General features: G+C 66.2%; 20 protein-coding genes. 5 read left to right on the top strand and 15 right to left on the bottom strand.

What is annotated here, in order from left to right:
* Positions 1-28: 28 nt before the first annotated feature.
* The 3 genes from BLQ10_RS16885 to BLQ10_RS16875 are packed head-to-tail and all read right to left on the bottom strand — an operon-like array spanning position 29 to position 3058.
* Positions 29-946 carry an ATP-binding cassette domain-containing protein gene (locus BLQ10_RS16885; protein ID WP_091564050.1) on the bottom strand — a complete coding sequence of 306 codons (918 nt, stop codon included), beginning with the start codon at positions 944-946 and terminating at the stop codon, positions 29-31.
* A gap of 14 nt (positions 947-960) precedes the next feature.
* Positions 961-2010 carry an ABC transporter permease gene (locus BLQ10_RS16880; RefSeq protein ID WP_091564049.1) on the bottom strand — a complete coding sequence of 350 codons (1050 nt, stop codon included), beginning with the start codon at positions 2008-2010 and terminating at the stop codon, positions 961-963.
* A gap of 52 nt (positions 2011-2062) precedes the next feature.
* Positions 2063-3058, bottom strand: coding sequence for a substrate-binding domain-containing protein (locus BLQ10_RS16875; RefSeq protein WP_091564047.1), 996 nt, complete (start codon positions 3056-3058; stop codon positions 2063-2065).
* Positions 3059-3406: 348 nt separating this feature from the next.
* Here BLQ10_RS16875 and BLQ10_RS16870 point away from each other — a divergent pair, with 348 nt between their 5' ends.
* Both BLQ10_RS16870 and iolB read left to right on the top strand, forming a co-directional pair.
* Positions 3407-4147: a GntR family transcriptional regulator gene (locus BLQ10_RS16870; RefSeq protein ID WP_091564045.1), complete on the top strand. Its 741-nt coding sequence runs from the start codon at positions 3407-3409 to the stop codon at positions 4145-4147.
* A gap of 110 nt (positions 4148-4257) precedes the next feature.
* A complete protein-coding gene (gene iolB / locus BLQ10_RS16865; RefSeq protein WP_091564043.1) occupies positions 4258-5154 on the top strand; it encodes a 5-deoxy-glucuronate isomerase in 897 nt (298 codons plus the stop codon).
* Between the two features lie 42 nt (positions 5155-5196).
* Here the strand turns inward: iolB and BLQ10_RS16860 are convergent, their stop codons facing one another.
* Positions 5197-6402 (bottom strand): MFS transporter, encoded by a 1206-nt coding sequence (locus BLQ10_RS16860; protein WP_091564041.1) that lies wholly within the window; start codon positions 6400-6402, stop codon positions 5197-5199.
* Positions 6403-6582: 180 nt separating this feature from the next.
* Here BLQ10_RS16860 and BLQ10_RS16855 point away from each other — a divergent pair, with 180 nt between their 5' ends.
* Entirely contained in the window at positions 6583-7032 is a 450-nt protein-coding gene (locus BLQ10_RS16855) for a MarR family winged helix-turn-helix transcriptional regulator (protein ID WP_091564040.1), read from the top strand.
* A 224-nt stretch (positions 7033-7256) separates the two neighbouring features.
* Here the strand turns inward: BLQ10_RS16855 and BLQ10_RS16850 are convergent, their stop codons facing one another.
* The 8 genes from BLQ10_RS16850 to BLQ10_RS16815 form a co-directional block, all read right to left on the bottom strand.
* Positions 7257-8132, bottom strand: coding sequence for a sugar phosphate isomerase/epimerase family protein (locus BLQ10_RS16850; protein ID WP_091564038.1), 876 nt, complete (start codon positions 8130-8132; stop codon positions 7257-7259).
* A gap of 86 nt (positions 8133-8218) precedes the next feature.
* Entirely contained in the window at positions 8219-9232 is a 1014-nt protein-coding gene (locus BLQ10_RS16845) for a Gfo/Idh/MocA family protein (protein ID WP_091564036.1), read from the bottom strand.
* 18 nt (positions 9233-9250) lie between these two features.
* On the bottom strand, positions 9251-10162 hold the full coding sequence (locus BLQ10_RS16840; protein ID WP_091564034.1) for a sugar phosphate isomerase/epimerase family protein: 912 nt from the start codon (positions 10160-10162) through the stop codon (positions 9251-9253).
* A gap of 103 nt (positions 10163-10265) precedes the next feature.
* A complete protein-coding gene (locus BLQ10_RS16835) occupies positions 10266-11798 on the bottom strand; it encodes a CoA-acylating methylmalonate-semialdehyde dehydrogenase (RefSeq protein WP_091564032.1) in 1533 nt (510 codons plus the stop codon).
* Between the two features lie 37 nt (positions 11799-11835).
* Positions 11836-13764 (bottom strand): 3D-(3,5/4)-trihydroxycyclohexane-1,2-dione acylhydrolase (decyclizing), encoded by a 1929-nt coding sequence (gene iolD / locus BLQ10_RS16830; protein ID WP_091564030.1) that lies wholly within the window; start codon positions 13762-13764, stop codon positions 11836-11838.
* Between the two features lie 39 nt (positions 13765-13803).
* Positions 13804-14799 (bottom strand): Cgl0159 family (beta/alpha)8-fold protein, encoded by a 996-nt coding sequence (locus tag BLQ10_RS16825; protein ID WP_091564028.1) that lies wholly within the window; start codon positions 14797-14799, stop codon positions 13804-13806.
* On the bottom strand, positions 14796-15797 hold the full coding sequence (iolC, locus tag BLQ10_RS16820) for a 5-dehydro-2-deoxygluconokinase (protein WP_091564026.1): 1002 nt from the start codon (positions 15795-15797) through the stop codon (positions 14796-14798). The genes BLQ10_RS16825 and iolC overlap by 4 nt, the downstream gene beginning before the upstream one ends.
* A 210-nt stretch (positions 15798-16007) precedes the next feature.
* On the bottom strand, positions 16008-16160 hold the full coding sequence (locus BLQ10_RS16815; RefSeq protein ID WP_139164267.1) for a tautomerase family protein: 153 nt from the start codon (positions 16158-16160) through the stop codon (positions 16008-16010).
* A 210-nt stretch (positions 16161-16370) separates the two neighbouring features.
* Here BLQ10_RS16815 and BLQ10_RS16810 point away from each other — a divergent pair, with 210 nt between their 5' ends.
* Together BLQ10_RS16810 and BLQ10_RS16805 are read left to right on the top strand one after the other, a co-directional pair.
* A complete protein-coding gene (locus BLQ10_RS16810; protein ID WP_091564023.1) occupies positions 16371-16733 on the top strand; it encodes an ArsR/SmtB family transcription factor in 363 nt (120 codons plus the stop codon).
* The gene (locus BLQ10_RS16805) at positions 16730-17212 is read left to right on the top strand and encodes an SRPBCC family protein (RefSeq protein ID WP_091564021.1); all 483 of its coding nucleotides are present in this window, start codon (positions 16730-16732) and stop codon (positions 17210-17212) included. Before BLQ10_RS16810 ends, BLQ10_RS16805 begins: the two co-directional genes overlap by 4 nt.
* 166 nt (positions 17213-17378) lie before the next feature.
* Here the strand turns inward: BLQ10_RS16805 and sucD are convergent, their stop codons facing one another.
* The 3 genes from sucD to pcrA form a co-directional block, all read right to left on the bottom strand.
* A complete protein-coding gene (sucD, locus tag BLQ10_RS16800; protein ID WP_091564019.1) occupies positions 17379-18281 on the bottom strand; it encodes a succinate--CoA ligase subunit alpha in 903 nt (300 codons plus the stop codon).
* Positions 18282-18293: 12 nt separating this feature from the next.
* A complete protein-coding gene (sucC, locus tag BLQ10_RS16795) occupies positions 18294-19463 on the bottom strand; it encodes an ADP-forming succinate--CoA ligase subunit beta (RefSeq protein WP_091564018.1) in 1170 nt (389 codons plus the stop codon).
* A 374-nt stretch (positions 19464-19837) separates the two neighbouring features.
* Positions 19838-22399 (bottom strand): DNA helicase PcrA, encoded by a 2562-nt coding sequence (gene pcrA / locus BLQ10_RS16790; RefSeq protein ID WP_091564016.1) that lies wholly within the window; start codon positions 22397-22399, stop codon positions 19838-19840.
* Between the last annotated feature and the right edge of the window lie 53 nt (positions 22400-22452).

The following is a 22452-nucleotide window of genomic DNA, read 5'->3' as shown; positions in this document are numbered from 1 at the left end:
CTTGTCCTTTCAGGAATTGGGACGGAAGTTACTCGTAGGTCTTGCCGGTGGTCTGGGACACGTCGGCGACTTCGCCCTGGACTTCCTTGACCACGTCGCTGTGGCCGCCGAGTTGTTCGAGTTCGTGGGCGAGTTCGGCGAGTTCGGCGCCGCCGGCCATTTGGGCGGTGAGCTCGTCGAGGGTGATGTCCTTTTTGTCGTAGTAGCCGATCGACTTGCCGCGTTTGAGCAGCAGGAACCGGTCCCCGACGGGGAAGGCGTGGTGCGGGTTGTGGGTGATGAAGATGACCCCGAGGCCGCGGTCGCGGGCCTGCAGGATGTAGCGCAGGACCACGCCGGACTGCTTCACGCCCAGGGCCGCGGTGGGCTCGTCCAGGATCAGGACCTTGGCGCCGAAGTACACGGCCCGGGCGATCGCGACGCACTGGCGTTCACCGCCGGATAGCTGGCCGATAGGCTGATCCACGTCGCGCAGGTCGATGCCCATCGCGGCGAGTTCCTTGAGCGTGATGTCCTTCATCTTCTCGACGTCCATGCTCTTGAACGGGCCGAAGCCGCTGGTGAGCTCCGAGCCGAGGAAGAAGTTCCGCCAGATCGGCATCAGCGGCACCACGGCGAGGTCCTGGTAGACGGTGGCGATGCCCACAGCCAGGGCATCGCGGGGCGAGCTGAATTTCCGTTCCTCCCCCATCACCTTCAGCGCACCGGCGTCGTGCTGGTGCAGGCCGGCGATGATCTTGATCAGCGTGGACTTGCCCGCGCCGTTATCGCCCAGCACGCACGTGACGCGGCCGTTGTCCACAGCCATCGTGACATCGCTCAGGGCGATGATGTTGCCGTAGTGCTTGCCGATGCCCTCCATGGAGAGCAGGTGTACCGCGGTGTGCGTCAGGGGGTCTGTTTCGTTCTGGAGCAGCGTTTGCTGGTTGATCTCGTTGGCATTCATTTCTCCGGCCCCTTTTACTTAAGTTCCGCGCGGCGCTTGACGATGAGGTTGACGATGGTGGCCAGCAGCAGCATCAGGCCCAGGAAGAACTTGAACCAGTCCGGGTTCCATTGGGCATAGACGATGCCCTTGTTGGCCATGCCGAAGATGAACGCTCCGATCGCGCCGCCGATCGCCGAGCCGTAACCGCCGGTCAGGAGGCAGCCGCCGATCACTGCGGCGATGATGTAGAGGAACTCGTTGCCCACGCCCTCACCGGACTGCACGGCGTCGAAGGCGAAGAGGTTGTGCATGCCCAGGATCCAGGCGCAGAACCCGACGGCCATGAACAGGCCGATCTTCGTGGCTTTGACCGGCACACCCACGGCGCGGGCCGCGTTAGCGTCCCCGCCGACGGCGAAGATCCAGTTCCCCACCCGGGTCCGCATCAGCACCCAGGTGGCCACCGCGACAAGCGCGAACCAGATGAACACGGTGATCTTGACCTCGACGCCGCCGATGTTCACCGAGGAGGCGAACACCGCCTGCGCAGACTTGAAGCCGTCCATATTCGAAATCGACGGGGACGACACACCGCCGCCGATCAGCCGGGTCAGGCCCAGGTTCAGACCCGTCAGCATCAGGAACGTCGCCAGGGTCACGATGAAGCTGGGCAGCTTGGTCTTCATCAGGATCCAGCCGTTGATGAACCCGATGCTCAGTGACACCACCAGGGCCAGGCCGACGCCGACCCAGACGTTCGTGGTGAAGTACCAGCTGAACAGCGACGCCGTCAGGGCCGAGCTGATAACGGCGACACCGGCCGAGAGGTCGAACTCACCGCCGATCATCAGCAAGGACACCCCTACCGCCATGATCCCGATCGTGGAGGAACCGTATAGCACTGTCGCGAAGGCATTCGGCTGGGTAAACGTCGGGGAAACCAACGCAAAGAAGACGAACAGGACGATCGCACCCACCAGGGCACCAATCTCGGGCCGGCCAAGCAGCTTCTGGAACGGACTGCGCTTGCCGACACGCTCATCGGCCGCCGCCGACGTTGTCTTTGTCTGGGTGATGGTCATGATAATTCTCCTTGCTGCCGGGCCGGCCTGGGCCGGCCCGGCCAGCGGACTGTTAGCGGATACCCTGCTGGGCGAACTTCAGGACATCGGCCGCATTTGACTTATCGACGATGCTCGGGCCGGTGAGGACCGACTGACCGCCGCCGATCTTGAAGCCGCCGCGTTTGTTCTGCCAGATGGCGTCGACGGCGCTGTAACCCTGCAGCCACGGCTGCTGGTCCACGGTGAACAGAACCGCACCATCCACAATCTTCTGGGCAAGATCCGCGTTGAGGTCGAAACTTGCGACCTTGGCAGAGCTGCCGGCGTCCGTGACCGACTTGAGGAGAGTGAGTGTGAAGGGGGCGCCCAGGCCGATGATGACGTCGGCGTCCTTGGAAGCCTGGAGCTTGGCTGTCGCAGTGGACTGGACCGCGGTCATGTCCTTGCCGTCGACGTAAAGGATCTCCGTTCCAGGCACCTTCGCCTTGACGCCGGCGCAACGTGCTTCAAGTCCGACATGGCCTTGTTCCTGAATCACGCAGATCGGGTGCTTGAAGTTCTCCGCCGCGAGCCGGGTGCCGACGGCCTCACCGGCGAGCTTCTCGTTCGAGCCGAAGTGGGTGAACGCCCCCATCTGCGCCGAGACATCCTCGCCGGCGTTGAGGCTCACAATCGGGATGCCGGCGTCGGAGGCCTTCTTCAGGACGTCTTTGAGGGCTTCGGGCTTGGCGAGCGTCACCGCGATGCCGTCGACCTTCTGGTCGATAGCCTGCTGGATGAGCTGGGCCTGGCGCCCGGCTTCTGGATCGGACGTGTAGAGGAGTTCGACGTTGTCCTTCGCCGATGCCTCCTCAGCGCCCTTGCGAACAATGTCCCAGAAGGTGTCACCTGCCGCGGCGTGAGTGATGAGGGCGACCTTGATGCGCGGGGTGCTGGCTGCCTGTCCCCCGCCGGCCGCATTGCCTGCGTCTGCGGGCTTGCCGCCGGTACTGGAACACGCGCTCAGGGCCAGCATGGGTACAACGGCCGCCACGAGGGTCGCCTTCCGCCACGAGAACTTGGTCACGATTAATCTCCTTTGATTCCGGGCCACGCCGCCGCTTCATCGCGTCGGTCCGTGAGCCATCTACAACCGATCATGGTGACTCGAATCACGGTTGTCAAGAGTTTGTCCTGACATAAGGATGTTTTGACGTAAGGCTCCGCGGAGGTTTCACCATATTCGCGGACCTAATCATTCGGAATGTGCCCGCCCAGCCCTTACTCCCACGGCTCCGCAGAGCAGCCCTTGGCTGCCCGTGGCAGCCCTGCTACTATCAGAAAAAGGCAGTATGTCCTATCAAGCGAACATACGCCTGACATACCCGGACAGGCCGGTACTACGGCCGCCGCGGAGCACAAGGGAGCACGCCCAGTGGCGAATCAACTAAATCTGCGGATAGACCGCTCTTCTCCGGTGCCCCTGTACCACCAGGTGGTGCAGGGCATCGAGGCCGCGATACACACGGGACTGCTGGAGCCCGGCAGCCGGCTGGAAAACGAGATCGACCTGGCCGCCCAGCTCAACCTTTCCCGGCCCACCATGCGCAAGGCCATGGATGAGCTCGTCCGCTCCGGCCTCCTGGTCCGCAAGCGCGGCGTCGGCACCCAGGTGGTCTCCAGCCAGGTGCGCCGCCCGCTGGAACTCTCCAGCCTCTACGACGACCTGAGCAACAACGGCAGCAAGCCCACCACCGACGTGCTGAGCTTCTCGCACGAGGAGGCGGACACTGCGATCCGGACGGCTTTGCAGCTTCCGGCCGGCGCCAAGGTGTACCACTTCACCAGGCTCCGGAAAGTGGGCGGCAAGCCGCTGGCCCTGATGGAGAACTGGGTGCGGGACGACATCACCGCCATCGACGAGGCAGGCCTGGGTTCGCAGGGCCTCTACGCCATCCTGCGCAACGGCGGCGTGAACTTCCGCCTCGCCTCGCAGCGGATCGGCGCCATGATCGCCAACGACTACCAGGCGCCGCTGCTCGAGACCACGCCCGGCTCCGCCCTTGTCACCATGGAGCGGACCGCCGTGGACGACACCGGGCGCATGGTGGAAACCGGCCACCACGTCTACCGGGCGGATTCCTACAGCTTTGAAATGACACTGGTTCAGAGATAAGCGCCCAACAATAAGAGTTCAGAGATAGGCGCCCAACAGCGAACGCCACCGGCTCCAACCCCGCACACATACGCGCCTACCTCCGGCGCGACAACGAAAGGGCAGCTTCCATGGCCAACTGGGTCTATCCGCTCGGCACCGCCGCCGAAGGCAAGTGGGACATATCCATCGGGACGTCGGATTCGGGACTGGAGGTGGACGGCTGGGCACATACCGGGCTGAAGGTCGCAACGCTGGCGGCCGGCGGCGCCGTCGGACTGGACGCCGCGGCGGAGGAACGCATCGTGATCCCGCTCAACGGCCCCTTCGTGGCGACCGTGGACGGGCAGGACTATCCCCTGGCCGGCCGGGACAGCGTCTTCAGCGGCCCCAGCGATGTGCTCTACACCGGAGCCGGCAAGGCGGTGGCCATCACCTCGGCCGACGGCGGACGGGTGGCGGTGGCCACCGCCCCGGCCAAAGCCTCCTACCCAACCCGCCTCATCACCGCCGCCGAGACGCCGGTGGAACTGCGTGGAGCGGGCAACTGCTCCCGCCAGGTCCACAATTTCGGTACCCCCGCCGCGCTGGAGGCGGACCGTTTCATCGTCTGCGAGGTCCTCACCCCGGCCGGAAACTGGTCCTCCTATCCCCCGCACAAGCACGACGAGGAAAAGGACGGCGAAACCAGCCTCGAGGAGATCTACTACTTCGAAACCCGAGTGACGCCCGGAGCACCCCAGCGCCCGGGCGCCGACGACGCCCTCGGCTACCAGCGCGTCTACGCCTCCGACGAACGGCCCATCGACGTTGCGGCCGAGGTCCGGACCGGCGACGTCGTGCTGGTGCCGTACGGCTGGCACGGGCCCGCCATGGCCGCCCCCGGCTACGACATGTATTACCTCAACGTCATGGCTGGCCCCGGCCCGGTCCGCGACTGGCTGATCAGCGATGACCCGCACCACGGCTGGATCCGCCAGACCTGGGAGGGCCAGGACCTGGACCCGCGGCTGCCGTTCGGCCGCTAGGCCGGCTGCCGCAGGTCCAATGGGCCGGCTACGGCCGGGCCGCTAGGCCGGCTGGAGCTCGGTCTCGGGGCTGTCGACGTCGGCCGGCCGGCCGGCGTCGTGCTTCCTGGCAGCGGCTGCCGCGAACGCCATCACCGCCAGGCCCAGCAGGGTGATCCCGGCACCTGCCCAGATTGGCGAGGTGTAGCCGAGGCCTGCGGTGATGGTGACGCCGCCCATCCAGGCGCCCAGGGCATTCCCGACGTTGAAAGCGCCGATGTTTGCGCCCGAGGCCAGCGTGGGAGCGCTGCTGGCGTACTTCATGACGCGCATCTGCAGCCCCGGAACCGTGGCGAAGCCGAAGCCGCCCAGCAGCACCATGGAGGCGATGGTCACCGGCTGGCTGCCGGCGGTCAGGGAGAAGACCACGAGCACCAACACCAGGATGGCGAGCACTACCAGCAGGGTGCGGTCCACATTCTTGTCGGCCGCTTTGCCGCCCACGGTGTTGCCGATGAAGAGCCCGACGCCGAAGAGAATGAGCAGCCACGGGACGGTGGTGGGGGAGAAACCGGTGACCTCGGTGAGGGTGAAGGCAATGTAGGTGAATGCGCCGAACATGCCGCCGTAGCCGAGGATGGTGACGAGGATGGAGAGCCAGACCTGTCCGGACCGGAAGGCACGGAGCTCGGTTCGGAGACCGCCTTGGGCTGTCTCTCCCGAACCGGTCTTCGGCACCAGGGCGAGGATGCCGATTAGGGCGAGGACGCCAATGACCGTGATCGCCCAGAACGTGGAGCGCCAGCCCGCCGCCTGGCCCAGCATGGTGCCGAAGGGGACACCGAGCACATTCGCTGCCGTCAGGCCGGTGAACATGATCGCAATCGCGCCGGCCTTCTTGTTGGGCGCCACCATGCTGGCGGCCACCACGGCGCCGATACCGAAGAACGCGCCGTGCGAGAGCGCGGCAATGATGCGGCCGGCCATCATCATCGAATAGTCGGGCGCGAGCGCCGAGACGAGGTTGCCCGCGATGAACAGCACCATCAGCACGGCCAGCACGGGCTTGCGTTCGAATCGCGTGACGGCGGCAGTAAGGCCGAGCGCCCCGACCACGACGGCGAGCGCGTAGCCGGAGATGAGCCAGCCAGCGGTGGCCTCGGTGACGTGGAAGTCTGCGGCCACTTGCGGCAGCAGGCCCATGATGACGAACTCGGTGAGTCCGATGCCGAACCCGCCGAGGGCGAGGGCTATCAGGCCAACAGGCATGGAGGTGCTCCTTACAAGCTGTACGGGAAGAGGTATGGCGCGTAAGCTAGTAGTTGCAGACGCGTTATTTATGGTTCTAGTTAGAAATTGTTGCACAAGCAGATACAGCGCGCAAGCAACTATTATTTGATGTGCCCGGCAACACCCCCGCCGGGCACGCGAGCTGAAGGGATTCACCAGATGGGCATCAAGGACGACGCCGTCGAGGTCCGGGCGCAAGGCTGGCGGACCCTGGCGGCCCTGCACGGGCTGATCGAGGCTGAACTGGAGCGTTCCCTGCAGGCCGAGGCGCAGCTCTCCGTGGTGGAGTACACCGTGCTGGACGCGCTGAGCCGGCAGGACGGCTGGCACATGCGGATGCAGCAGCTGGCCCGTGCCACGGCGTTGAGCGCGAGCGCCACCACGCGCCTGGTCAACCGGCTCGAGGACCGCGGGCTGCTGACCCGGATCCTGTGCGCGGATGACCGCCGCGGGATCTACACCGAGCTCACACCCAGCGGCATCACGCTGCTCGAGCAGAGCAGGCCGGTCCACGACTCCACGCTGGAGCGGGCACTGGCCGAGGCCCAGGAGGTGCCGGAACTGGCACCGCTGGTCGACGCCCTCCCCCGCCTGCACGCCGGGGTCTAGCACGACAACCGCCTCGCGCGACAAAGCACAAAGCCCCGCCCGGGGACAAAAACCGTGGGCGGGGCTTTGTGCGTGCGGGGTTGAAGAAGTGTTCCAGGTCCTCCAGGCTCTTGCCCTTGGTCTCCGGAACCACGCGCTTCACCCAGACGATGGCTGCCACCTGGAGCCCGACGAAGATGAACAGTTTGTCGCCGTTCTGCCGGGCGCCGTCTTGGCGGACGCCGTCATAGGCTCGCCTTCTCGACGCGCTGCGTCATGGTCTCCAGCTGGTATCGGGAGACTTCAGCGGCGTTGTCATCCTCGGCGAAGACGCTGGACACCATCACCGTGTCTTCACGGTCCAGGAAGCCGATCTCCTGCAGGCCTGAGAAGAACTCGTCCCAGTTGACGTCGCCGTCGCCGATTTTCAGGTGCTGGTGCACCCGGACGGGGTTGCCGGGAGGGTTGGTGATGTAGCGCAGCCCGTGTGAGGCGTGGTGGTCCATCGTGTCGGCGACGTGGACCAGGCGCAGCTTGTCGCCGGCGGCCCGCATGATCTCCAGCGGTGCGTTTTTCATGTGGAAGCTGTGCGAGGCCACGTAGACCAGGCCCACATTCTTCGAGTTCAGCCCGCGGATCACCCGGATCGCGGCCAGGCCCTCCTCGACGAAGTCGTCCGGGTGCGGATCGATCAGCAGGTCGATCCCCTCCCGCTCGATGATGGGGAGCAGTTCCTCCATGGAGCGGTAGAAGGCCCGCTCGGATTCCTCGGCTCTCTCCGGCCGGCCGCTGAACTCGGTGTTCATGGTGCTCACGCCGAGGTCCACCGCGATCTGGATGGCGCGCTTCCAGTAGCGGACGGCGGCCTCGCGGGCGTCCTCGTCCGGCCCCGACCAGCGCAGCACGGGCAGCACCGACGCGATTTCGATTCCCGCGTCCTTGCAGGCCGCCTTCAGCTGGCCCACCAGCTCGTCGTCGGCCTTCGGATGGTTGAAGAACGGGATGAAATCGGCGTGCGGGGTCATCTGCATGTACTTGTAGCCGAGGTCGGCCACCACGCGCGGGAACTCGAGAAGTCCGTGGCTGTGGTGGAACGGCGTGGGGTCAAGGGCGATTTTCACGTTGAACACTCCATGGTGGATCTGGCGGACGTGCGGCCGGCCGGCGCCACGTTCTTGGTAAGAGAGGGCGCCGGCCGGCAGGGCTCCTAACGGTAAAGGGCGGGCTTGGCGTTGAGCTTCACGGCGACCTTTTCGCCGTTCTTCTGCGCCTCGACGCCGGCCTCGCAGCACGCGGCCGTGGCGTAGCCGTCCCAGGCGGTGGGGCCGCCGATCTCATCACGCAGGGCGGCGTCCACCCAGGACTGGATTTCGGCGTCGTACGCTGCCCCGAAGCGCTCCTCGAAGCCGGGGGTGACCTCGCCGCCCCAGCGGCCGTTGCTGCGGGTGTACGGGCCTGTGTCCGCGCCGATGCTGACGATGCCGTCCTCGAAGGAGGCCTGGGTGGCCACCTCGTAGCCGAACTTCGCGTTGACGTAGATCTCGACGTCGGCCAGGACGCCGGATGCGGTCTCGATCAGCACGTGCTGCGGGTCGTGCTGCCCGGCCGGCGCGTTGCGTGTGGCCTTGCCGAGGCGGACCTGGACGGACGTGATTTCCTCGCCGGTGAAGTAGCGGATGGCGTCGAATTCGTGCACCACGGAGTCGTTGATCAGCATCTCGTTGGTGAACCCCGCCGGGGTGGTGGGGTTCCGGTGCTGGTGGTGCAGCATGAGCAGCTCGCCGAGTTCGGAGTCGCGGATGATCTTGCCAAGGGCGGCGTATTCGGCGTCGAAGCGGCGCATGAAGCCGACCTGGATGCGCTTGCGGCCCAGCTTCTGCTCGGCCTCGACAATCTTCCAGGAGGACCCGGCATCCGGGGTGAGCGGCTTCTCGCACAGGATCGGGATGTCCTTGGCGATCGCCTTGAGCAGGATGTCCTCGTGCAGGAAGCCGGGCGTGGCGATCAGCACGGCGTTGACGTCGCCGTTGTTGAGGGCTTCCTCGGCGTCGGCCAGGGCAATGGCGCCCGGGATGCCCTCGATGGCTGCCTGTGCACGGGTGAGGTCGACGTCGACGACGGCGGCGACTTCCGCGCCGTGGATGCGGGTGTTGAGCCGCTGGATGTGGTCTGCGCCCATACGGCCGGCGCCGATGACGGCCACGCGGAGGATCTTTGTCATGGTGGGTTCCTTCGAGTTTTAGTTGACGGCGGTGCGGGAGCCGCAGGAAAGCAGGTAGTTGCGGGTGCGCTTGGCGATCGGCATCGGGACGTCGAAGGGCACGGGGTACATGTCCTGTTCCACAATGCCAAAGATCGGCCGGTTCAGCGCCTCCACGGCTTCGATGACGGCGCGCAGGTCCGGCAGGCCGTTCGGCGGTTCGGTCATGACGCCGGCCAGGTTGGCGGCAGCCCAGGTCATGTTTTCCGCGTTGACCCTTTTGAGGATCTCCGGGTTGATCTGCTTCAGGTGCAAATAGCCGATCCGGTCCGGGTAGTTCTTGATCAGCTCAAGGCTGGAGGCCCCACAGTATTCGGCATGGCCGGTGTCCAGGCAGAGGTTGAGGTACTTGGCGTCCGTGGCGGCGAGCAGGGTCTCGATGTCCTCCTGCGCGCCGACGTGGGAATCTGCGTGCGAGTGGAACTGCTGCTTCAGGCCGAAATCCTCCAGCAGCGTCTTGCCCAGGCGGCTGTGGCCGGCGAAGAGGTCGTCCCAGGCCTTTTCGCTGAGTGTGCCGCTTTCCACCGCCTCCCCGGTGACGTCGTCGCGCCACATCGCCGGGATGACCACCATGTGTTCCCCGCCCATCGCGGCGGTGAGTTCGGCGACCTTGCGGGCCGGTTCCCACGCGGTGTCCCACTGGTCCAGGCCGCGGTGGAAGGCGGTGAACACAGTGCCGGCCGAGATCTTCAAGTCGCGTTGTTTGAGCTCTTCGGCGAGGCGTTCCGGATCGGTGGGAAGGTAGCCGTAGGGGCCCAGCTCGATCCACTTGTAGCCGGATTCGGCGACCTCGTCCAGGAAGCGTTCCCATGGGGTCTGCTTGGGGTCATCCGGGAACCAGACGCCCCAGGAGTCCGGCGCGGTGCCAATGATCAGCTTGTTCTCAGTCATTTCGATTCCTTCTCATCGATTGCTCCGCAAGTGCCGTTTTGGACACTCAAAACGGCGGTTACGGAGCAGTCGATCGTGGTTGGTCGAGGCGTCAGTTGCGCAGTTAGTTGGAGGGGAAGTTGTAGGAGGCGCCGGAGGCGTGGGTGGGTTCGGGCCAGCGGGAGGTGACGACCTTGCCGCGGGTGTAGAAGGAGACGCCTTCCGGGCCGTAGATGTGCTTGTCGCCGAACAGCGAGGCCTTCCAGCCGCCGAAGGAGTGGTAGGCCACGGGCACGGGCAGCGGGACGTTGATGCCGATCATCCCCACGGTGACGGAGCGCTGGAACTTGCGGGCGCTGGCGCCGGAGGAGGTGAAGATGGCGGTGCCGTTGCCGTAGGGGTTGGCGTTGATCAGGGCGATGCTGGCGTCGAGGTCCGCCACGCGGACCACGACGAGGACGGGCCCGAAGATTTCCTCGGTGTAGGCGGTCATTTCGGTCTTGACGTGGTCCAGGACGGTGGGGCCGACCCAGAAGCCGTCTTCGTGGCCGGGGACCACGAGGTCGCGGCCGTCCACCACCATGGCGGCGCCGGCGGTTTCGGCTTCGGTGACGATCCGCACGATGCGTTCCTTGGAGGCCGGGGTGATGACGGGTCCCATTTCGGCGCCGGGGGCGGTGCCGTTGTTGACCTTGACTGCGAGGGCGCGCTCTTCGACCTTCTTGACCAGCAGGTCGGCGGCATCACCGACGGCGACGGCGACGGAGATGGCCATGCAGCGTTCGCCGGCGGAACCGAACGCGGCGGCGGCGAGGTGGTCGGCGGCGTTGTCGAGGTCGGCGTCGGGCAGGATGATCGCGTGGTTCTTCGCGCCGCCCAGAGCCTGGACCCGCTTGCCGTGGGCGGTGGCGGTCTCGTGGACATACCGGGCGATCGGGGTGGAGCCGACGAAGGAGATGCCGTCCACGTCCGGGTGGGTCAGCAGGCCCTCGACCGTTTCCTTGTCGCCGTGCAGGACCTGGAAGACGCCGTCGGGCAGACCCGCGTCCTTCCACAGCTTGGCGAGCAGCATGGAGGCGGAGGGGTCGCGTTCGGAGGGCTTGAGGATGAAGGCGTTGCCGGCGGCGATCGCCATCGGGGCCATCCACAGCGGCACCATGACCGGGAAGTTGAACGGGGTGATGCCGGCGACGACGCCGAGCGGCTCCCGGAAGGAGAAGACGTCGATCCCGGTGGAGACCTGGTCCGAGTAGTCGCCCTTGAGCAGGGTCGGGATGCCGCAGGCGAACTCGATGACCTCCAGGCCGCGGCCGATCTCGCCCTTGGCGTCGGAGAGGACCTTGCCGTGCTCGGCCGTGATCAGTTCGGCGAGTTCGTCCACGTGGGAGGCCACGAGTTCGCGGAACTTGAACAGCACGGCGGTGCGCTTGGCCAGGGAGATGTCGCCCCAGGAATCGGCGGCGGCGCGGGCGGCGGCGACGGTCGCGTCCAGGTCTGCCCGGTTGGCCAGCCGCAGCTCCGCGGTGACGGCGCCGGTGGCGGGGTTGTAGACGGGCTGGGTCCGGGTGCCCGCGCCTGCGGTTTCGGCGCCGTTGATGAAGTGGTGGATGGTCTTGGTGCTCTGGTCAGTGGTGTTCTGGTCAGTGGTGGTAGTCATGGGGCTCTTCCTTGAGTGGTTGAAGTTCGAAGGGGGATCAGCCCAGCAGCTTGCGCTGGCGGTTCTTGTGGTCGGTGTAGGTCTGGAAGGCCTGTTTCGTGGAGTCGAGCTCGGAGACCTGGGAGACCGGAACGTCCCACCATGATTCGGAGCTGGGCGCGTCCAGCAGCGGGTCGGATTCCACGTGGATGACGATCGGTCCGCCGTTTTCGGGCGCGGCCTTGGCGTCGCGGATGGCCTGTTCGAGCTCGGCGATGACCTTCTCCCCCGGTTCGATCCGGATGACCTTCACGCCGAGGCTTTCGGCGTTCAGGGCCAGGTCCACCGGCAGCCGGTCGCCGTCGTCGAAGCTGTGGTGCTCCTCGTCCAGCGCCCGGTACTGGGTGCCGAACCGCTGCGAGCCCAGGGACTCGGAGAGCGAGCCGATTGAGGCGTAACCGTGGTTCTGGATCAGGATCACGATCAGCTTGATCCGTTCGGCGACGGCGGTGACCAGCTCGGTGTGCATCATCAGGTAGGAGCCGTCCCCCACCATCACGACGACGTCGCGCTGCGTGCCGCCCGTGGCGGCTTCTGCGAGGGTTGCGCGCTTGACGCCGAGGCCGCCCGGGATTTCGTAGCCCATGCAGGAGTAGGCGTATTCGACGTGGTAGCCGAACGGGTCCCTCACGCGCCACATCTTGTGCAGGTCCCCGGGGAGCGAACCGGCGGCGCAGACGACGACGTCCTGGGCGTCCATGGCGCGGCTCGTGGCGCCGATGATCTCGTTCTGCGCCGGCAATGGGGTGAAGCGGGTGTCGAAGGCCCCGTCCACGGTGGCGTCCCAGCGGGTCTTCTCCGCGGCGATCTGCTGCTCGAGGTCTGCGCCCACCCGGTAGCCGCCGAGGGCCTGGTTCAGCTTGACCAGGGCCTTGCGGGCGTCCGCCACGATCGGCAGCGAGGTGCCGTGCTTGTAGGCATCGATCGCGGCGACGTTGATGTTGATGAACTTCACGTCCGGGTTCTGGAACGCCGTCCGGGACGCGGTGGTGAAGTCCTCGTAGCGGGTGCCGATGCCGATGATCAGGTCCGCCTCGGCGGCGATGGCGTTCGCCGCCGTCGTGCCGGTGGACCCGATGGCGCCGAGGGAGAACTGGTGGTCCCAGGGCAGCACGCCGACGCCGGCCTGGGTGTTGCCCACCGGGATGCCGGTCAGTTCGACGAACTTCGCGAGTTCCTCGTTGGCGTAGGCGTAGAGGACGCCGCCGCCGGCGATGATCAGCGGGCGCTTCGCGGCGCGGATCGCTTCGGCAGCGCGGCGGATGTCCTCGTCATCGGCGTCCGGGCGGCGGATCCGCCATTCACGCTCGGCAAGGAACTCCTCGGGCACGTCAAAGGCCTCGGCCTGGACATCCTGGGGCAGCGAGATCGTGACCGCGCCGGTCTCGGCCGGGTCGGTGAGAACGCGCAGGCCGTGGTGGAACGCGGAAAACAGCTGCTCGGGCCGGGAGACGCGGTCGAAGAACTTCGACAGCGGCCGGAAGGCGTCGTTGACGGTGATGTCGTAGGCGTAGGGCTGTTCGAGCTGCTGCAGCACGGGGTCGGCGGCGCGGGTGGCGAACGTGTCACTGGGCAGCAGCAGGACCGGGAGCCGGTTGGTGGTGGCCAGCGCCGCGCCGGTGAGCAGGTTCGAGGAGCCCGGTCCGATCGAGGTGCTGATCGCGAAGGTCTGGCGGCGACGGGTGTGGCGGGCGAAGCCGACGGCCTGGTGGGACTGGGCCTGTTCGTTGCGGCCCTGGTAGTACGGCATGATGGTCGGATCGAGCTGCTGGTACTGCTTGAGGGCCTGGCCGACGCCGGCAACGTTGCCGTGGCCAAAGATGCCGAACATGCCTGGAATCAGGCGTTCCCGGAAGTCCTGGCCGCCGACCGAATCGACAGTGTACTGCTTGGACAGGTATTCGACGACGGCCTGGGCGACTGTCATTCTGCGTGTTCCTCGTGCAGTGCTGATTCCCATGGGAAGTTACTCCGATACTTCTTCGGCGCTGGTGGGTTCGGTGTGGGTGGATTCGGTGTGGCCTGATTCGGTGCGGCCGGATCCGGTGTGGTGCAGCAGCGAGGCAGCGGTTGCCACGGCGCCAGCAACGTCGCCGTCGTGCGGGTAAAGCAGGGTCCGGCCGACGGTGAGACCCTGGACGCCGGGCAAGGCGAGGGCAGCCTGCCAGCTGGAGAACACGTCGTCCTGGCTGCCCTCCGGGTCGCCGCCGAGGAGCACGGTGGGCATCGTGGTGGACGCCATGACGCGTTCCATCTCGGCCACCACGGGGAGCTTCATCCAGGTGTAGGCGCTGTTCGCGCCGAGGCCCTCGGCGATGGCGACTGACTTGATGACGGCGTTGGTGGAGAGGTCGTTGCGGACCTTTCCGTTTTCGCGGACGGAGAGGAACGGTTCCACCATGGCGATCAGCTTGCGTTCGGCAAGGGAGTCGATGGCCCTCGCCGTCGCTTCCAGGGTGGCCACCGTGTCCGGGTCACCGAGGCAGATGCGGGTGAGCATCTTGCCGCCGTCAGCGCCCAGGGCCTTGAGCGCGGCCGCGGTGTGCCCGGTAAAGCGGTCATCGAATTCGTTCACCAGTCCGGAGAGCCCGCCGCGGTTCATCGAGCCGAAGAGCAGCTTGCCTTCGAGCGCGCCGAGCAGGAGCAGATCGTCCATGATGTCCGGCGAGGCCAGAACCCCGTCGACGTCCGGGTTGGCCAGGGCAATCTGCAGGCGGTCCAGGAGCTGGCGGCGGTCTGCCATGGCCACGGGGTCGCTGCCGACTGCCAGCGACCCGCGGGCCGGGTGGTCGGCGGCGACGATGAAGTTCTGCCTGCGGGCCCTGACGCCGGGGTGGCGCCGGCGTGCCTTGGCGGCGCGGGCAATCGCTTCCGGGTCTTCGAGCCGGATGATGCTCAGGTGCTCGTACCGGCGGGGATCATCGCTCACCGCAAGGGTGGCGGCGGCTGGCTTGATGCTCACAGTGCTGCTCCTTCGGTGGCGTAGGTACCCGGTACCAGGCGGCCGCGTTCGGCGAGCAGACCCGTGACTTCCTGGGGGGTCGGCATCGCGTCGGCGCAGGACAGGCGGGAGGCGACGAGGGCGCCGGCGGCGTTGGCGAAGTCGAGGACCTGGGCCAGCGGCCAGCCGGAGAGGAGCCCGTGGCAGAAGGCCCCGCCGAAGGAGTCGCCGGCGCCGAGGCCGTTGACGGTTTCCACCGGCACCGGGGCGGAGACCACGCGCTCGGTGCGGGTCTTGGCCATGACCCCTTCCGGGCCCAGCTTCACGACGGCGATTTCGACGCCGGCCGCGAGCAGCCGGTCCGCCTGTTCGTCCGGAGTGCCCTCGCCGACGGCGACGGCGCATTCCTTGTCGTTGCCGATCGCGACGGTGACGTGCGGCAGGATCTTGGCGATCTGCTCCCGCGCTTCTTCCTCGGAGGCCCAGAACATCGGCCGGTAATCGAGGTCCAGGATGGTGAACTGGCCGGGCTTCAGCCCGGTGCGGGGCCGCGTCTCGTGGGCCGTGAGGTGGGCGGTGCGGCTGGGCTCCTGGCAGAGGCCGGTGACGGTGGACCAGAAGATTCCGGCGTCCCTGATGGCGTCCAGATCCAGCTCCTCGGCCTTGATCTGCAGGTCCGGTGCCGTGGGGAAGCGTCCGTAGAAGTAGAGCGGGAAGTCGTCCGGAGGCTTGATCGCGCAGAACGTGACCGCGGTGGGCCATTCCTTGACGGCGGTGACGAAGGAGTCGTCCACGTTGAACTTGTGCAGTTCGCGGTGCAGGTATTTGCCGAAGGCGTCGTCGCCGGTGCGGGTGATGACGGCGGTGCGCCGGCCGTGGCGGGCAGCGGCGACGGCGACGTTGGACGGGGATCCGCCAAGGTACTTTCCGAAGGACGTGACATCCTCCAGATCCACCCCGATGTCGTTCGGGTAGATATCAACACTGATTCGCCCGATCGTGAGCAGTTCGTGGGTCACGGTGATCTTGGACCTTTCTGGTGTGAACTCGGTACCTCTACGCAGCCTGAGCTTCGGCGCTTAGGGGCCGGCGTGAGCCGGGCCACAACCACTACTTTGCCCTAGAATCCATGTACTGTCAAAGGTTTGTACTGACATATTTACAACATGACACGGAGGGCCGAACTGGCTCCGTCGCGCGGGTGTTGTTGCGGCTTGGCGTGCCTGCGGCTACCTGCCGGGGACCCCAAGTTCGCCGGTGACGTACTGGGCCCGCCCAAAGCCGAACGACCAGTCCATGATCGCAGCATGGATTCCCCGGCTGAGCCCGCGGAGCTGTTCCGGACTCCGGCCCTGATTGACGTCGATTCGCACGAGAGGCACTCGCACCTCCTTCGGCAGTTTGTCCTGACATGCCAACAAACTCTCACGAACGGGCGCAACGTTTTTCAACTGGTTGGGGTCTTGCGCGGGCTGCGGGTCCGGCGTAGCGTTAACAACCTAGGGGTTGATCAACGAATTAGTTGATTGCTATTTCGATTGGCAGAGACCCGAGTTAGGCGAAGACCCTGGGACGAGGAGGTGGGACACCGAGTGGAAGCACGCGACGACGGCGAGCTCGACGCGGCCTTCCTGGCCCTCGCCGATCCAGTCCGCCGCCGCATCATTGCCCGGCTCAGCCGGGGTCCGGCGACCGTCAATGAACTGGCGGAGCCCTTCGCGATCACCAAGCAGGCGGTCTCGAAACACATCCAGGTCCTCGAGCAGGCGCAGCTTGTCACGCGCACCCGTGACGCCCAGCGCCGGCCCGTGCACCTGAACCCCGCACGGCTGGAAGCGCTCACCGCCTGGATCGACCAGTACCGGCTGGTCCGCGAGGGGCAATTCCGCAGCCTTGACGCCGTGCTTGAAAACCGCGCCGCCCGCGGCGGCACACAGGCAAAGGACGCATCATGAGCAACGCATTGAATCTGACTGTTCCCGAGGGGCTGCCCTTCATCGACTTCGAGCGCGAATTCGATTTTCCCGTCTCCGAGGTCTTCCGGGCGCACAAGGACCCGGAGCTCGTCGCCCAGTGGCTCGGGCCGCGGCGGATGGCCATGAGCATTAGCCACTACGACTTCAGGACCGGCGGCGGCTACCGCTACACCCACACCGGGCCGGACGGCAGCGCGTATGTTTTCAGCGGCGTCTTCCACACCGTCCGCGAGAACGACTTCGCCATCCAGACCTTCGAATTCGACGGCTACCCCGATGTGGTGAGCATTGAGTTCCTGACCTTCGAAGACCTCGGCGGTGGCCGGTCGCGGCTCAGTGCCCGCGCGGTCTACCCCAGCATGGAGGCGCGCGACGGCATGGCGCAGTCCGGGATGGAGGGCGGCATGACCGAAGCCTACGAACAGCTTGAAGAACTCCTCGCCGGGGCAAAGGTATAGGGCGGCAGGGGATCCGGACTCTAAGACCCAAAAAAGTTCGACGGCGGCAGGCCGCCGTCGTGCTTAAAGCAGCAACGCGGGCTCACTCCGCGCCCATCCCACCGAGTGGTATGTGCGCAAGTGACCCCGCGTTGCTGTGGTGCTGTTTTGCTGTGATGCTTCGGACCTAGAGGGTCGCGAAGACCTCGCGCAGGAGCTTGGCGGTCTCGGACGGAGTCTTGCCGACCTTGACGCCGGCAGCCTCGAGGGCTTCCTTCTTGGCCTGGGCAGTGCCCGCGGAACCCGAGACGATGGCGCCTGCGTGGCCCATCGTCTTGCCTTCCGGAGCGGTGAAGCCGGCAACGTAGCCAACAACCGGCTTCGTGACGTGTGCCTTGATGTAATCGGCGGCACGCTCTTCGGCGTCGCCACCGATTTCGCCGATCATGACGATCGCCTTGGTTTCCGGGTCAGCTTCGAATGCTTCGAGGGCATCGATGTGCGTGGTGCCGATGACCGGGTCGCCGCCGATGCCGATGGCGGTGGAGAAGCCGAGGTCGCGCAGTTCGTACATCATCTGGTAGGTCAGGGTGCCTGACTTGGAGACGAGGCCGATGGGGCCCTTGCCGGTGATGTTGGCCGGGGTGATGCCGACGAGGGCCTCGCCCGGGGTGATGATGCCGGGGCAGTTCGGTCCGATGATGCGGGTGACCTGCTTGCCGTTGGCGTCCACCTTGGACTGGGCCAGCGCCCAGAACTCGGCGGAGTCCTGGACCGGCACGCCTTCGGTGATGACGACGACCAGGCCGATGCCGGCCTCGATGGCTTCAACGACGGCGTCCTTGGTGAATGCCGGCGGTACGAAGACGATGGAAACGTCAGCGCCGGTCTCCGCCATGGCTTCCTTGACGGTGCCGAAGACGGTGATCTCGCTGTCGCCGTGCAGGACGGTGGTGCCGGCCTTGCGGGCGTTGACGCCGCCAACAACGTTGGTGCCGGCCTTGAGCATCAGGGCGGTGTGCTTGGTGCCTTCGCCGCCGGTGATGCCCTGGACGATGACCTTGGAGTCCTTGTTCAGATAAATAGACATAGTCGAGTCCCTCTACTTCGCTGCGTTGGCGAGCTCGGCAGCCTTGTCGGCGCCCTCGTCCATGGTGGCGGCCAGAGTAACCAGCGGGTGGTTGGCCTCGGCCAGGATGCGGCGGCCTTCCTCGACGTTGTTGCCGTCGAGGCGGACTACCAGCGGCTTGTTCGCGGAGTGGCCCAGCTCGGCCAGTGCACCGACGATGCCCTTGGCGACGGCGTCGCAGGCGGTGATGCCGCCGAAGACGTTAACGAAGACGGACTTGACCTGCTCGTCGCCCAGGATGACGTCGAGGCCTGCTGCCATAACCTCGGCGGAAGCTCCACCGCCGATGTCCAGGAAGTTGGCGGGCTTGACGTTGCCGTGGTTCTCGCCGGCGTAAGCAACGACGTCGAGGGTGGACATGACCAGACCGGCACCGTTACCGATGATGCCGACTTCGCCGTCCAGCTTGACGTAGTTGAGGTCCTGCGCCTTGGCCTTGGCCTCGAGGGGGTCAGCAGCGTCCTTGTCTTCAAGGTTGGCGTGCTTGGGGTGGCGGAAGTCGGCGTTCTCGTCAAGGGAGACCTTGCCGTCGAGGGCAACGATGTCACCGGCGCCGGTCAGGACCAGCGGGTTGACCTCCACGAGGGTGGCGTCTTCCTTCTTGAAAACGTCCCAGAGCTTCAGGATTACGCTGGCGACCTTGCCACGCAGTTCCTCGGCGAAGCCTGCAGCGGCGACGATTTCGTCGGCCTTGGCCTGGTCGATGCCCACGGCCGGGTCGATCGCGATCTTGGCCAGGGCTTCGGGGCGCTCAACGGCGAGCTGCTCGATTTCCATGCCGCCTTCAACCGAGCACATGGCCAGGTAGTTGCGGTTGGCCCGATCCAGAAGAACGGAGAAGTAGTATTCCTCGGCGATGTCTGCACCCTGGGCGACCATCACGCGGTGGACGGTGTGGCCCTTGATGTCCATACCGAGGATGTTGGTGGAGTGTTCAAACGCTTCGTCAGCGGTCTTCGCGACCTTGACGCCGCCGGCCTTGCCGCGGCCTCCGGCCTTGACCTGCGCCTTTACGACAGTTACGCCGCCGATTTTCTCGGCAGCTGCCTTTGCTTCTTCAGGGGTGTGCGCCACGATGCCAGCAAGCACGGGTACACCGTGCGCCTCGAACATATCGCGCGCCTGATATTCAAACAGGTCCACGGTTTAGTGTCCTTCTACGTCGAAGTAGTTTCTGTACAGCCGGACCCCACGTTCTCGCGGTTACCGGGCTGCGGAATAAACGCACCCTGCGACAAGCTTGGAAACGAGCCACACGGCGCAATGCTCCTCTGGGAACTCTAGTCCTTGGATCGGACCAGCCCGTTCCAGACTACCGGTTATGTGAGTAAGGACACTATTCTATGAAGCGTAGAAAAACCGCTAGATTACGGGCTTTTTGGCGTGTCCGACGGCGCGCCGAGGGCCGGCGCGGCCGGGGCAAATGCGCGTTCGTAACCTAGAGGGATGGAGCCCGTTCCGCCGGCAACGTGGTGGCCCGGCGCGGACCAGTCTCCGGGCTCCCGCTATGCGTTCAGCTATGCGTCCAGCTTGGTAAGCGGCGCGTAGCGCAGCAGCAGCCGCTTCTCGCCGACGTCGAACTTCACCTTGGCCACCGTCTTGTCCCCGGCGCCCTCCACCGCCAGGACGGTGCCGTTGCCGAAGCTGGTGTGGTTCACCTTGTCCCCCACGCTGACGGCGACGACTTCCTTCTGGGGCTGGACCCTGTTTTTGGCCACCGCGGCCGGTACATCGGCGTTGAAGCCCGCGGACGGGCTGGCACCGGCGCCGCGGGCGGTCCCGGCACCCCAGAACGATCCGCCGTACCGGCTGGAGCCGATCGCGGCACCGCTTCCCCAGCCTCCGCTCTGGCGGCTGGCGCCTTCCCGCTTCCATTCGACGAGCTCGGCCGGGATCTCCTCGATGAACTGGCTCGCGGGGTTGTACTGGCTCTGGCCCCACATGCTGCGCACCTCGGAGCGGGTAAGGTACAGCCGCTTCCGGGCCCGGGTCAGGCCCACATAGGCCAGCCGGCGTTCCTCGGCCAGTTCCTTGGGATCGGTGGCGGAGCGCTGGTGCGGGAACAGCCCGTGCTCCATGCCGGTGAGGAACACGACCGGGAATTCCAGGCCCTTGGCGGTGTGCAGGGTCATCAGGGTCACGACGCCGAGCCGCTTGGCTTCGGCGACGGCGGCCGCCAGGTCTTCGGCGTCACCGCCAGGGGCGTCCGGGATCTGGTCCGCGTCGGCCACGAGGGAGACCTGCTCCAGGAAGGCGCCGAGCGAGCCTTCGGGGTTGTCGCGTTCGTATTCCCGGACGACGGCGACCAGTTCGGCGAGGTTCTCCACCCGCGATTCGTCCTGCGGGTCGGTGCTGGAGCGCAGCCCGGCGAGGTAGCCGGTTTGTTCGAGCACGGCCTCCAGTGCCGCGGCCGCACCGGACCCGGAGGCCACCTCTGCGAGGTCGTCGAGGAGTTTCACGAAGCCCAGCACAGCGTTGACCGAACGGGTCGCCATGCCGGGGGCCTCATCGGCACGCCTCGCGGCGGCCATGAAGGACGTGCGCTCACGCTCGGCGAGGGCGGCGACGGCACCCTCGGCACGGTCGCCGATCCCGCGCTTGGGTTCGTTGAGGATGCGGCGGAGGTTGACGTCGTCGTCCGGGTTGACCAGAACCCGCAGGTAAGCGAGGGCGTCCTTGATCTCCTTGCGCTCGTAGAAGCGGGTGCCGCCGACCACCTTGTAGGGCAGGCCCACACGGACCAGGACGTCCTCGATCGAGCGGGACTGGGCGTTGGTGCGGTAGAAAATGGCGACGTCGCCGGGGCGCAGGTTGCCCTCGTCCTGGAGCCGGTCGATTTCCTTCGCGATGAACTGCGCCTCGTCGTGTTCGTTCTCGCCGACATAGCCGACGATCTTTTCGCCGTCGCCCTCGGCCGTCCAGAGCCGCTTCTCCGGCCGGTTAGGGTTGCGGGAGATCACCGAGTTCGCGGCGCTGAGGATGGTCTGGGTGGAGCGGTAGTTCTGCTCGAGCTTGATGGTGCGGGCGTCCGGGTAGTCCTTCTCGAACTCCACGATGTTGCGGATGTCCGCGCCGCGGAAGGCGTAGATGGACTGGTCTGAATCGCCGACGACGGTCAGTTCGGCGGCCTCGGGGCCCTCGCCGACGATCTCGCGCACCAGGGCGTACTGGGCGTGGTTGGTGTCCTGGTATTCGTCCACGAGGACGTGCCGGAAGCGGCGCCGGTAGGAGTCGGCGAGCGCCGGGAAGGCCCGGAACATGTAAACGGTCTCGGCGATCAGGTCATCGAAGTCCATCGCGTTGGCCTGGCGCAGCCGCTGGGTGTAGCCCTTGAAGACCTCAGCGACGGCCTGCTCGAAGGGATCGTTGTAGTTGGCGCTGGAGGAGTAGCTGTCTGCGTCGATCAACTCGTTTTTGAGCGCGGAAATCTTGTGCTGGATGGCCTTGGGCGCGAAGCGCTTGGGGTCAAGGTCCAGGTTCTTGGCGACCAGGGTGATCAGGCGAAGCGAGTCCGCGGAGTCGTAGATCGAGAAGTTGGAGTTCAGCCCGACATTCTTGGCCTCGCGGCGCAGGATCCGGACGCAGGAGGAGTGGAAGGTGGAGATCCACATGGTCTTGGCCCGGCCGCCGACCAGCAGTTCGATCCGCTCGCGCATTTCGGCCGCGGCCTTGTTGGTGAAGGTGATGGCCAGGATCTCGCCGTGGTGCGCCCGCCGGGTCGCGATCAGGTAGGCGATGCGGTTGCTGAGCACGCGCGTCTTGCCCGAGCCCGCACCGGCAACAATCAGCAGGGCGCTGCCGGCGTGCTTGACCGCTTCTTCCTGCTCGGGGTTCAGCCCCTCCAGGAGTTCGCTGGCGTTCGGAAGCGGCGGACGGTCCCAGCCGCCGCCGTCCTGGCGGTTGCTGTCCGGGCCGTTGCCGGCCGGGCCGTTGGCGGCCGGGCCGTTGCTGTCCGGGCCGAATCCCGCCCCTGACCCGAGCCCAGCCAGGCCGGTCCCGGCCCGCGCCTTCGTGCGAGCCGCCGCTGTGGAGGCAGCTTGGAAGGGTCCGTCGGCGTAAGGGTCAAACAACATATCCATGGTGTATCTAAGTCTAGGCGGTGCCACTGACGGCCGCGTCCTCCCCTCGGGAC

The sequence above is a fragment of the Arthrobacter sp. ok362 genome (genome assembly GCF_900102785.1).
Lineage (GTDB): Bacteria > Actinomycetota > Actinomycetes > Actinomycetales > Micrococcaceae > Arthrobacter.
This window is presented reverse-complemented; position numbering and strand designations above follow the sequence as displayed.